Below are 11956 nucleotides of genomic sequence, written 5' to 3'. Positions count from 1 at the left end.
AATATGGAAAACGTCACCGTTGTCGAACACCCGTTGGTGCAACATAAATTGACCATTATGCGGAACAAGGACACATCAACGGCGAGTTTCCGTCGGCTCCTGCAAGAAATTGCGCACTTGCTCTGCTATGAGGTCACCCGCGATCTCGAGACCGAAATGATCGAGATCGAAACGCCAATTCAAAAGATGCAAAGCCCGGCCCTCAAAGGCAAAAAGCTCGTGTTCGCTTCAATTCTGAGGGCGGGCAATGGCTTGCTCGAAGGCATGTTGGATTTGGTACCAAGCGCCCGCGTGTCTCATATCGGCCTTTATCGCGATCCAGAAACATTGGAAGCGATTGAGTACTACTTCAAAGCACCATCTGACATTGCTGATCGTTTGGTGGTTGTGGTTGACCCGATGTTGGCGACAGCCAATTCGGCCGTCACCGCGGTAGATCGAATTAAACGCCGTGGTGCCAACAATCTACGCTTCTTGTGTCTGTTGGCTGCGCCGGAGGGCATCAAACGCTTCCAAGAAGCGCATCCAGATGTGCCAATCTACACCGCTGCGATTGACGAAAAGCTCAATGAAAAAGGCTATATCGTGCCGGGCTTGGGCGATGCGGGCGACCGTATGTACGGTACGCGCTAATGCAGCCTGAAGATTTGATGGGTGAGTGGCGGCTTTTGTCCGCCACTTTAACGGTGGCTGGTGAGGACAATTCGATCCTTGACCCCAATCGTCATTTTGTCAAGCTGTTCACAGCCAGCCATTTCGCCTTCTTTTCTCGCTTGCCAGAACGGCCACGCTACACCCTACCGCCCAGCGATAGCGAGCTGATCGCAGGTGGAAAATCTTTTGATGCTGGCGGCGGTCAGTACGATCTTGAAGGCGAAAATTATATTGAGCATATTGATTATTGCTCATTCCCCAATTATGAGGGCATTTCCATCGCCTTCAAACTGTCCTTCGAAAATGGTGTGCTCACCCAGCAAGGCACCTATCCTTTGGTGAAATTGGGGCTGGGTGAGGTTGATGGTTATCTCGTCGAAACCTATGAGAAGCTCTAAGCCTTTAGCGGCAATCCCAGCGCGATTAAATCTTCACGCAATTGCTCGGGGCTTTCAAAATGAATGGCCTTCATGCCGATATGCTCAGCAGCCACCACATTGGGATAGCTATCATCAATGAACACACAGCTTGAAGCATCGAGGCTGTAACGTTCCAAAAAGCGGTGATAGATCCGATAGTCCGGCTTCACCAGTTTTTCTTGGCCGGAAACCAAAATACCATCAAACTTTTGCAAGAACTTATAGTTTTCCAGCGTCAGCTGAAATTTCTCTTTTGAATAGTTGGTGATAGCAAAGGTCGGAAGATCCGCTGCAATAAGCTCTTCATGGATCGCAACTGTTCCATCGAAGATACCAGCAATGGTCTCTAGCCAGCGTTTATCATAGGCCACAATCTGGTCCGTATAGGCGGGGAAACGGGCACACAGCTCCGCAATGCCATCGGCATAAAGTTTGCCAGCGTCAAATTCCAAATTCCACAAGCCGGAATAAACATTTTCGACAAACCAAACAGCTTCTTCCTCAGTGTCAAACACATTGCGATAAAGATTGAGCGGATTCCAATCGATAAAAACGCCACCCAGATCGAACACGGGGATCAGATAATCAGACATAATTTTCCTGAAGATAGGGACCAGATGAGGCAACCCTAGATCAGTTGGATGATTCCATCAAACCGCGATCTAAAGAAATAACGCTGCTGAAAGCTGAACGTGGAGTTCATGACGAAGCCGATCACTGGATCAGCCTCATTCCAAGCTTCACCCATAATCATAAATCTGTTGCGATTTGCATCTGCAATTTCAGGGGGGATATCGACATATTGACTGTCTTTAGTCAAAGCGGTGCCGCCATTGTAAGTTCGAGACCAGATCACCCATGCTTTCGCGTCGCCATCTATGCGTAGGCTTGTCACGCGCTGGCGCAAATTAGAGGAGGAATAGGGCTTGATGGTAAATTCGGCAGCCTTGAAATAATCGTCGACTGTCGAGGTTTCGATCTCATCTTCGGCCCGTGCAACAAGGTCGGCCACAGAACCAGCCACAACAGAAACTTTTCGATCAACAATGATGAAAGTGCTCACATCGATCGTGCCAAGATAGAGTGTCAGTAAAACGGGCAGCACCAGCGCAAATTCAACGGCGGACACACCTCTATTGTCGTATAAACCGCTATTCAATTTTCTGATGAAATGTCTCAACATGCGCACGGTCCTAAAATGGCTCATTCATAAATACGCGAGAGGCGCTCATAAGCATGGCGCTGTTGCCATCAAGGTTGCCAAATTGGAAGCCCATAATGTTCAGAATGGTTGGCCATTTATAATAGGCTTCGACCAAAACCACCTCATTGCGCTGGCCAGGTTTAAAGCTTGCGGAAATGATCCATTTGCCATCTTTGTCGACCGGGCTGGAGGTCGAAGCATTTGAGAAGCTTTTGATCGTGCGCACACGAATTTTAATTTTGTTACAGTCAAAGAGACCAAAAGTATGTTCACATATTTTGGCTCGGAACTCAGGCATGTTGTAGCCCTTGTTCTGCGCTTCACCAGTGCGAACAACACGGCTTGCATCATGCACCGCACTGTCAAACACTTGCGAGGCCAGCAACACCAAGCCAGTTTCTAAGATAGCACCGATAATGGCGAAGAAGGGTAAAGCAAGCAGACCAAACTCAACAACGGTAACGCCGCGCTCGTCTTTGCCAAAACGCCCCAACCGTAAAGATTTATATGCCCGTCGACATTTCTTGGCGAACAACATCACTCTTTCCTTAAGTTAAGTGATGAAAGCATAACGCTGCAAAATTACTGAATCATTGCAATAATTCGTTGTAACTAGAGGTAGTCGCAACTATTTCGATGCTTCTTCTACAATCGTTTTGGACCCGGCCACTTCGCCAAGATAGTCCACATCGTCGCCCATCATTAGCGCTGGGCTACATTCTGGTGTACATGAAATTGTATTGCGTTGAGTGCCGTTATAAACCAGCACGATATTGTCCTGCTGGTTCACCACCTCCACAACCAGATCAGCAATTGGATTGCCAACTGAATCTAGAGCGATCAGGTTGGTCTGGCCGAAGGTTTTCCCGGTCAATACAATGGTTTCAGGGTCTTGGATGGTGGCGTCCGCAATTGCTGGATTGCCAATAACCACTGTCGATGCAGCTGAGGGCAGGCGTAGAATACGCGCCATATTCACCTGCACATCAATTTCACCATTCGGGTCTGCGGCGAAAATGGTGCTTACACCGGCGGCAGCCATCAAGCTCACGGCAACAGCGCCAGCGGCAGTCCAAGAACGGATCACTCTCAAAACACGTTGGCCAAGCATGATATTAACCCTTTATTCAACATATACTTTCCAGCATCATCGAATAGAATGGTGAATAAAGTGCAAATGATTGTCGCATAACTGCATTATATGCTGATCGCCGAACGCATTATATATATGCGTGAAACAATCCTAGGGCTATTTCGCCATAGGCGCACATCGTATGCATTATCAATCAAATGGGCTTCGGCGACCTAAATGCCGAAAATAGTTGCAAATATTTTCTTTTAACCACTTGATAATCATAAATATATCAAGTGCCATTATTGGCGATTGCAAGATTTCGATTAACACAATTTCAAGACTCCAAGCCTAACGTTGGGCCTGAGTTCGATGGTGAGGATCGGACAATGTGCAGTCACGTTGTGTCGTGACGACGAGCAAGGAGCAAAGAAATGAAATTGGTAAAACGTTTTTTGAACGATGAGTCTGGCGCGACAGCTATTGAATATGGCTTGATTGCCGCTTTGATCGCAGTTGTGATCATCGGTGCAGCAACTGCATTGGGCGATTCATTGATTGGTATCTTCAACCAGATTACAACTGAACTTGGCGGCACACCAGCTACCTAAGCTTCAGCGTTCTGGAAAGAATAATCGAAAGGGAGGCTTTTTAGCCTCCCTTTTTTTGTGCGCATTTACATTTGGCTAATCTTAAACCCGCACATTGTGCGGGCTAATTCTTAGAAGATCTGGACAACATGAACACACTCTTGCTTGCGATTTTCCCCATAATGATGGCCTTTTGTGCAGCATATGATTTGCTGACCATGCGCATTCCCAACTGGCTCTCTGCAGTGCTTATTGTCGGCTTTCTTGCCACAGCTCTCTTCGCTGGTATGCCCTGGCAACTGATTGGGATGCACTTTGTGGCCTTCTTAATCGCGCTGGTTGTATGCATCGCATTGTTCATTCCCGGTTGGATCGGAGGCGGTGACGCTAAATTCGCCGCAAGTACAGTTTTATGGATGGGCATGACGGACACAGTTCCCTATTTGCTTTATGCAGCGGTCGCGGGTGGTGTGCTAACCATCATAATTCTCGTGTTTAGATTTGCTGTGAACCCGGCCATGCTTCCAAAATGGCAGTGGTTGGTGAAGCTGCATGACAAAAAAGTCGGGGTACCTTACGGTATCGCGTTAGCCGCAGCGGGACTTATCGTCTTTCCCAGCACAAGCATTTTTGCCGCGCTGGCCACGCTCTAAGCTGCTCAAATCACGCAACTTTTCGTTAACTCTATTTGACAAGGCTCCATTAACCAAACCTTGACGCTTTAGTTCGATACTAGCCGGGAAAATCTGCGCATGTTTTGCGTGGAGACTTTGAGTTTAACCGGGGAAATTGAAATGAAGCCGGCGCGTTTGATTCTAGTTTTGGTCGCATTGATTGCAGGGGGCATGGCAGCTTTTTTTGCCTTGAACTCCAATAGAGGCCCAGCGACCACGCCACAAGTGGCTGAAGAAAAGCCAACCACACAGATGAAAGTGTTGGTGGCAAGCCGGACCATTGGTATTGGCGAGCGGTTGGACCCCGGTTCTGTGAGCTGGCAAAAATGGCCAGAGGATGCAATTCGCCCTGAATTCATCACCGATGAGCGTCTGCCAGATGCACCGCAGCAAATGCAGGGCACGATCTCTCGGTTTGAAATTTTTGAAGGCGAACCGATCCGCGAAGCGAAATTGGTGCGCACCGGCCAGGGCTATCTTTCAGCTGTCATTGGCAAAGGTATGCGTGGCGTTTCAATTGAAGTATCGGCAGAAAGTGGCGCTGGTGGCTTCATCGTGCCGAATGATCGTGTGGATGTTGTGCTGACCCAAATCAGCAATTTGGGCGACACATCGCAAACCATTTTGAACAATGCCCGCGTATTGGCGATTGGTAAAAAACTGGGCGAAGTTGGCCCGAATGCCGGCGGCGGCGCGGGTGAGCAAGCATCACCGGAAGCGTTTGAAGACAAAACAATCGCAACGCTTGAGCTGACACCAAGACAGGCCGAAACCATTATCAATGCGTCTAAGTTTGGCGAGTTGTCACTTATCCTTCGCTCGATCGTGGATTTTGTTGAAGGCCCGGCGACGGGTGGCGATCTAAACCAGGCAAGCATCAAGTTAATTCGTGGGGGCAAACCCAGCGCCGCATTGGCAGGCAATGACAAAGAAGAGACCACGCCAAAGTCTAACAGTGAACCAATGCCTTCAAACGATAGCGGCCCTGTTTTTTCAACAATTCCGCCTCCGGCCGGCCCACCTCAGTTCGATAGTCCACCACCCGTGGTGAAGGAGTAATGGCGATGTCAAAATCAGCACAGACCAATCTGAACATTGTCCATTTTGATAACTGGGTTATGACGATGAAAAAGAACTTTCTTTTGCTAACACTCCTGTTGTTGCCCTTCTTTATGGGCACAGAGGCAGCATGGGCCAATGCCACAATGCGCGTTTCCGCCAATCAAATTGGCCAAACCTATGCGGTTGAAGTGGGGCAGAATAAATCATTGATCGTTGATCTTCCGGTGTCTGCCGCAGAGGTAATCGTCTCAGAGCCCGCAATCGCCAATGCCATTGTGCGCACAAAACGTCGTGCAATTGTGCAGGGGCGTGCATCCGGCGATACGAATGTGATTTTTCTTGATGCCAAAGGCAACCCGATTGTGATTTTGGATGTGACCGTAGGTCAGTCCGGCGGTGGTATCGAATCCACGCTCGCACGATTGCTGCCAGGGTCATCAATTGAGGCAACCATATCCAACCAACGTGTTGTATTGTCGGGTTCAGCCCGCAGCGATGATGATGTTCAAAAAGCAATCTCTATTGCAGAGCAGTTCAGCGGAAGCGAAGTAGTATCTGTGATCAATGTCGCCGGTGCGCAGCAGGTTATGCTGAAAGTTATCGTGGCTGAAGTACAGCGCGAAACAGTGAAGCAATTGGGTATTGATTTGAATGCCAGCCTCAATGTGGGCGGCGTCGCAACTTCATTGCTGACCAATCCTGGTCTTGGTGGCGTATCCAACGTGGTCGCGTCAAATTCTGGAAAACTCGGCTTTTCATTTGGCAACCTTTCTGTTGACGCGACAGTGAAAGCGCTAGAACGCCGTGGTGCGTTGCGCACATTGGCTGAGCCAACATTGACCGCGCTATCTGGTAAAAGTGCTGAATTTCTGGCTGGTGGCGAATTCCCAGTGCCTGTTGGCTATAAAGATGGCGAAATCACTTATGAATTCAAAGAGTTCGGTGTAGAGCTGAATTTCACGCCAACCGTGCATTCAAACAACGCAATTTCTTTGGATGTGGAAACGAAAGTTTCGGAGTTGAATGCTGAAGGTGGATACACAGCTGGTCCAGTTAACATCCCCGCAACAAAAGAGCGGCGCGCCAAAACATCAGTTAAGCTGCCCACAGGATCAACCTTGGCACTTGCTGGCTTGATCGAAGAGAAATCTCGTCAGCGTTTTAATGAAGTGCCGGGCTTGAGCAAGATTCCAGTTCTTGGTGCTTTGTTCCGCTCTCGCGACTTTGTCCGCGCAGAAACTGAATTGTTGATCTTGGTGACACCATATCTCACCGCTGCTGGGCACATGAATGATTACACTTTGCCAACCGAGAAGATGGAATTTGCCGGTGATGCTGAAGCGGTATTCTTGGGCAGAATGGAAAAGTTATATGGCGTCGGTGACGGTCCAAAAGGTCTCGATCTTAAAGGCGGCGTTGGCTTTGTATTGGATTAATCGGGCACAAAACGAGTTGGAAGTATAAATTATGTCAGATGATATTCGTCAGAATGTGAACGGCGCGTCGGATATTCCCTCGGGTGCGCGCTTGGTGCCTCACATTACAATTCAGGCATTTTGCGAAAACGCGATGACTGCCCAATCGGTTGAAAGCGCGGTCAATGACCGGCGTATGCACAAGGTTGCGTTGACCACCCATAATGGTGGTATTGAAGCCGCGGTAGAGACCTACAAGGTCAATCCAACGCCAAACCTGATCATCATTGAATCGAACCTGGCAGGTAATGATTTGCTGTCCGCGCTGGATCGCTTGGCTGAAGTTTGCGATGCATCCACTCGGGTGGTGGTTATAGGCAGCGTCAATGATGTGGAACTATATCGTCGTTTGATCCGCTATGGCGTGTCGGAATATATGGTGACCCCAGTTGAAACGCCAGCATTGGTCGATACGATTTCGGATCTGTTCGCGTCAGAAGGCGCAGAACCTATCGGCCGCACAATCGCATTTATTGCCGCCAAAGGTGGCGCCGGGTCTTCCACTGTTGCGCACAATACCGCATGGGCGCTCAGCCAGCAGGTGCGCCGCGATGTGTTGATCATGGATATGGATTTGCCGTTCGGCACTGCGGGCCTGAACTTCAATCAGGAGCCACCACACGGTATCGCCGATGCTGTGTTCTCCAATGACGATGTTGATGATGTGGTCATTGAACGTTTGATGTCAAAATGCGCCAATCACATCAATTTGCTAACGGCCCCGGCGAACCTCAATCGCGACTATGATTTCCACGATCAAGCCTTTGAAGGCATCATTGAAATTTGCCAGAAAAACATGCCGCTTGTGGTGTTGGATTTGCCGCATACTTGGAATGGATGGGTGCGCCACACCCTCTCAACCGTTGATGAGGTGGTGATCGTTGCTGAGCCAGATTTGGCCAATTTGCGTAATGTGAAATTCATGATGGATACGCTCAAATCTCTGCGTATGTCAGAAGCCGAACCAATTTTGATGATGAATAAAGTTGGGGTGCCGAAGCGGCCAGAACTGAGCACATCTGAATTCGCAAACACAATTGAAGTCGATATTTTTGCTGAGATTGCGTTTGAAGCTGCATTGTTTGGCACGGCGGCGAACAATGGTCAGATGATCGCGGAAGTGAACAATTCTCATAAGCTGAACGATGCCTTTAACGGTTTGGCGCGCCGTGTAAGCGGTCGCGATAGCGCAATGAGCAACGATGCGAACGGCTTGTTGCCGGGCATTTTGAAAAAATTAAAGCTGGGATAACCCACGGTTTAGCGTGAAGTAAGGTTAGTCATGTTTGGGAAACGCACAAGTTTTGGCGGAAATACAGATCAGCAACAGGCCAAGCCGAAGGCTCAGCCGAAGCCTGCTGCGCCGAATCCAGTCGCGAAACAACCAACCCCGAAGCCGCAAGCGGGTCAGTCGGGCAATTTGAAAATCAACAAGCCGCAAATCGGTAAAGAAGAAGTTGTTGATGTCGACAAGGCACCCAAAGATCGTGGTGTAGATTCCGAATATTTCAAAACGAAATCTTCCGTTTTCAATGCTCTTATTGACTCGATCGATTTGAGCCAATTGGCAACGATGGAGCAGGATTCTGCGCGCGAGGAAATCCGCGACATCGTATCGGAAATCATCACGCTGAAATCAATCGTGATGTCAATTTCCGAGCAAGAAGATCTGCTCGAAGATATTTGTAACGATGTGCTCGGCTATGGCCCATTGGAGCCATTGCTGGCGCGCGATGACATTGCCGATATCATGGTCAACGGCGCTGGCCGAACCTATATCGAGGTGGACGGCAAAGTGCGTCTCACCAATGTGCGGTTTCGTGACAACTCCCATTTGATGAATGTGTGTCAACGCATCGTAAGTCAAGTTGGTCGTCGGGTAGATGAATCTAGCCCGATTTGTGATGCGCGTTTGCCTGATGGCTCTCGTGTGAACGTTATTGCACCGCCTTTGGCGATTGACGGTGCGTCCCTCACCATTCGTAAATTTAAAAAAGACAAGCTCACCCTCGATCAGCTTGTAAAGTTTGGCTCTATCTCACCAGAAGGGGCGAAAGTTTTGCAAGTGTTGGGACGGGTACGCGCCAACATCCTGATCTCTGGCGGTACGGGCTCGGGTAAAACAACTTTGCTCAACTGTATGACGGGTTTTATTGAATCCGACGAGCGGATCATTACCTGCGAAGATAGTGCGGAACTACAGCTACAACAGCCACACGTTGTGCGTTTGGAAACCCGCCCGCCTAACCTTGAAGGCGAGGGTGAAATCACCATGCGTGACTTGGTGAAGAACTGCTTGCGGATGCGCCCAGAGCGGATCATCGTGGGTGAGGTGCGTGGCCCTGAAGCATTCGATTTGCTGCAAGCCATGAACACAGGTCACGATGGCTCAATGGGCACCTTGCACGCCAACTCACCGCGTGAAGCTCTCAGCCGTTTGGAATCCATGATCACCATGGGCGGCTATTCGCTGCCATCGCGCACCATTCGTGAAATGATCGTTTCGTCTGTTGATGTGGTGGTGCAAGCTGCCCGTTTGCGCGATGGCTCGCGCCGCATCACCCACGTTTCTGAAGTGTTGGGCATGGAAGGCGACGTCATCGTAACGCAGGACGTATTCCTTTACGACATCATTGGTGAAGACGCGAATAGCAACCTGATTGGTCGCCACAGATCAACAGGCATCACAAAACCGAAATTTGCCGAACGTGCACGCTATTACAATGAAGAGCTGAATCTTGTTGAAGCGCTCGAAGCTGCTGCTGTTCCCGATGAAGAGATGAGAGGCTAACAATTATGTCACCGCTTCTGTTGTTCTTACTCACCGCAGTGGCCATTGGCGCAGTTGGCCTGGCCTTTGTGCCTGGCGTTGCAGGTAGTGGTCGTGCGGGGAAGCGCATGAAAGCGCTCAAACAGTCTGACGGCCGTGCCGCTTCCGGTCGTCGCCAAAGCCGCGCTGACGCGGACGGACGCAAGAGCAAGGATCGTCGCCGTAAATCACTACAAGAAGTGTTGGACGAGCAGAACGAAGCCAACAAACAGCGCAAGAAAAAAACGCTCAAAAAACGTCTCATCCAAGCGGGTATGAAGGGCAATGTAGCTGCATTCTACCGCAATTCGGTGATCATTGGTGTTTGCGTGTTTCTGTTTACTTGGGTCACAGGCGTGCCGGTTTATTTCGCGCTGGTGTTTGGTGTTTGCGCTTTTTACGTGCTGCCCCGTTGGTATGTCGCAAACCGCACAAAGGCTTTTCGGTCTAAATTTCTGGATGAATTTCCCAACGCCATTGAAGCGATCGTGCGCGGTGTGAAAGCCGGTATGCCGATCAACGATTCAATGAAAGTTGTGGCGGCAGAGGCCAAAGAACCCGTAAAAACCGAGTTTATCCGTGTGGTTGAACAACAATCCGTCGGTAAAAATATGGGCGAAGCAATTTTGATCATGTTTGAGCGGCTTCCCATTGCTGAAGTGAACTTCTTTGTGGTGGTGATCACTGTGCAGCAGCAATCTGGTGGTAACTTGTCAGAAGCCCTCGGCAACTTGTCTAAAGTGTTGCGGAACCGGAAAAAGATGAAGGCCAAGATTAAGGCCATGAGCTCTGAAGCCAAAGCATCTGCGGGCATTATCGGCGCGTTGCCATTCGTTGTTGGCACGCTGGTGTCTCTGGTGAGCCCCACTTATCTTTTGCCGCTGTTTCAAACTCCAATCGGAAACATCTGGTTGGGTGTTGCGGGCTTCATGATGGCGATGGGTGTGTTTGTAATGTACCGCATGGTCCAGTTTGAATATTAGAGTGCTACGAAAGAGTTCACATGGAAACGCTAATTGAAACACTCACAGATCGTCAGTTTCTGATCGCCGTTTTGGCGGCGATATCGGTTGCGGCAATTGTGTTTACATTTGGCGCGCAGCTCACAGATGGCAAGGATATGAAAAGCCGTATCCGCAGCGTGGCCAGCGAACGTGAACGGTTGCGGACCGACGAGCTCGCGCGGCTGCGAGGCGAAGATAAGAAATCCAGCGCTGTCGCCAAACGCAAAGATCTAATCCAACGGATTGTGGATCGCTTTTCGCTGAAAAAGGCATTCGCTGACGAGCAAACCAGCTTCAAGCTGGCGCAAGCGGGCTATCGCGGCCCCAATGCGGTCATGACCTATGTGTTCTTGCGCTTTGCCATTCCGCTGGGTGTTTTTGCAATCGCCCTTTTCTACATCAAGTTTATCATTCTGCCAGACGCACTGCTGTTCTTGCAGATCACATACGCATTTGGCGCGGCAATCCTATCGTCATATTTGCCAGTATTGCTGCTCTCTAACAAGATTACTAAGCGCCAACAGTCCATCAAGCGAGCCTGGTCCGATTGCTTGGACTTGATGCTGCTCTGCGTGGAAAGTGGCATGTCCATTGAAGCAGCATTTCAAAAAGTAGCCATTGAAATTGTTAGCCAAAGCCCTGAGCTTGGAGAGGAAATGACGCTGACCACAGCGGAATTGAACTTTTTGGAGAGCCGAGCCAAGGCCTATGAAAATATGGCCAAACGGATCAATTTGGATGAAGTAAAATCAGTGATGACAGCGCTTATTCAGTCTGAGCGCTACGGTACATCAATCGGCACATCGTTGCGCGTTATGGCCGAGGAGGGCCGGGACATGCGTATGATGGAAGCTGAAAAGAAAGCTGCGTCTTTGCCGCCTAAACTCACCGTGCCGCTGATCCTGTTTTTCTTGCCAGTACTTTTTATCGTCATCATGTCGCCCGCGATGATCACCGCATTCGGTACACCCGGTGTGAACTAGAAAAACAACA

14 protein-coding genes are annotated in these 11956 nt (G+C 49.5%); 10 read left to right on the top strand and 4 right to left on the bottom strand.

Going from position 1 to position 11956, the window contains the following annotated elements:
• Window positions 1-3: 3 nt before the first annotated feature.
• Together upp and ACP15Y_RS07065 are read left to right on the top strand one after the other, a co-directional pair.
• On the top strand, window positions 4-633 hold the full coding sequence (upp, locus tag ACP15Y_RS07070; RefSeq protein WP_424982295.1) for a uracil phosphoribosyltransferase: 630 nt from the start codon (window positions 4-6) through the stop codon (window positions 631-633).
• Window positions 633-1052 (top strand): hypothetical protein, encoded by a 420-nt coding sequence (locus tag ACP15Y_RS07065; protein ID WP_424982294.1) that lies wholly within the window; start codon window positions 633-635, stop codon window positions 1050-1052. The genes upp and ACP15Y_RS07065 overlap by 1 nt, the downstream gene beginning before the upstream one ends.
• Here ACP15Y_RS07065 and ACP15Y_RS07060 read toward each other — a convergent pair.
• From ACP15Y_RS07060 to ACP15Y_RS07045, 4 genes are all read right to left on the bottom strand, one after another.
• Window positions 1049-1666, bottom strand: a complete 618-nt coding sequence (locus tag ACP15Y_RS07060; protein WP_424982293.1) for an HAD family hydrolase — start codon at window positions 1664-1666, stop codon at window positions 1049-1051. The two genes, ACP15Y_RS07065 and ACP15Y_RS07060, sit on opposite strands and share 4 nt — an antisense overlap.
• A gap of 35 nt (window positions 1667-1701) precedes the next feature.
• The gene (locus tag ACP15Y_RS07055; protein ID WP_424982292.1) at window positions 1702-2256 is read right to left on the bottom strand and encodes a TadE/TadG family type IV pilus assembly protein; all 555 of its coding nucleotides are present in this window, start codon (window positions 2254-2256) and stop codon (window positions 1702-1704) included.
• A gap of 10 nt (window positions 2257-2266) precedes the next feature.
• Entirely contained in the window at window positions 2267-2815 is a 549-nt protein-coding gene (locus ACP15Y_RS07050) for a TadE/TadG family type IV pilus assembly protein (protein WP_424982291.1), read from the bottom strand.
• Between the two features lie 90 nt (window positions 2816-2905).
• Window positions 2906-3388 (bottom strand): pilus assembly protein N-terminal domain-containing protein, encoded by a 483-nt coding sequence (locus ACP15Y_RS07045; RefSeq protein WP_424982290.1) that lies wholly within the window; start codon window positions 3386-3388, stop codon window positions 2906-2908.
• Between the two features lie 395 nt (window positions 3389-3783).
• Between ACP15Y_RS07045 and ACP15Y_RS07040 the strand changes: the two genes are divergently transcribed.
• The 8 genes from ACP15Y_RS07040 to ACP15Y_RS07005 all read left to right on the top strand — a co-directional run bounded on the left by ACP15Y_RS07040 (window position 3784) and on the right by ACP15Y_RS07005 (window position 11946).
• Entirely contained in the window at window positions 3784-3960 is a 177-nt protein-coding gene (locus tag ACP15Y_RS07040; protein WP_424982289.1) for a Flp family type IVb pilin, read from the top strand.
• A 128-nt stretch (window positions 3961-4088) separates the two neighbouring features.
• Window positions 4089-4592, top strand: coding sequence for an A24 family peptidase (locus ACP15Y_RS07035; protein ID WP_424982288.1), 504 nt, complete (start codon window positions 4089-4091; stop codon window positions 4590-4592).
• A gap of 99 nt (window positions 4593-4691) precedes the next feature.
• Window positions 4692-5672 carry a Flp pilus assembly protein CpaB gene (gene cpaB / locus ACP15Y_RS07030; protein WP_424982287.1) on the top strand — a complete coding sequence of 327 codons (981 nt, stop codon included), beginning with the start codon at window positions 4692-4694 and terminating at the stop codon, window positions 5670-5672.
• Between the two features lie 5 nt (window positions 5673-5677).
• The gene (locus ACP15Y_RS07025) at window positions 5678-7111 is read left to right on the top strand and encodes a type II and III secretion system protein family protein (RefSeq protein WP_424982286.1); all 1434 of its coding nucleotides are present in this window, start codon (window positions 5678-5680) and stop codon (window positions 7109-7111) included.
• Between the two features lie 31 nt (window positions 7112-7142).
• The gene (locus tag ACP15Y_RS07020; RefSeq protein ID WP_424982285.1) at window positions 7143-8402 is read left to right on the top strand and encodes an AAA family ATPase; all 1260 of its coding nucleotides are present in this window, start codon (window positions 7143-7145) and stop codon (window positions 8400-8402) included.
• 30 nt (window positions 8403-8432) lie between these two features.
• The gene (locus ACP15Y_RS07015; RefSeq protein ID WP_424982284.1) at window positions 8433-9941 is read left to right on the top strand and encodes a CpaF family protein; all 1509 of its coding nucleotides are present in this window, start codon (window positions 8433-8435) and stop codon (window positions 9939-9941) included.
• Between the two features lie 5 nt (window positions 9942-9946).
• Window positions 9947-10942 (top strand): type II secretion system F family protein, encoded by a 996-nt coding sequence (locus ACP15Y_RS07010; protein WP_424982283.1) that lies wholly within the window; start codon window positions 9947-9949, stop codon window positions 10940-10942.
• A 20-nt stretch (window positions 10943-10962) separates the two neighbouring features.
• Window positions 10963-11946, top strand: a complete 984-nt coding sequence (locus ACP15Y_RS07005; RefSeq protein WP_424982282.1) for a type II secretion system F family protein — start codon at window positions 10963-10965, stop codon at window positions 11944-11946.
• The last annotated feature ends 10 nt before the right edge of the window (window positions 11947-11956 follow it).

Source organism: Maritalea sp. S77, from assembly GCF_049801075.1.
Taxonomy (GTDB): domain Bacteria; phylum Pseudomonadota; class Alphaproteobacteria; order Rhizobiales; family Devosiaceae; genus Maritalea.
The sequence above is the reverse complement of the archived record's forward strand: the minus strand, read 5'-3'. Positions and strand labels throughout refer to the sequence as shown.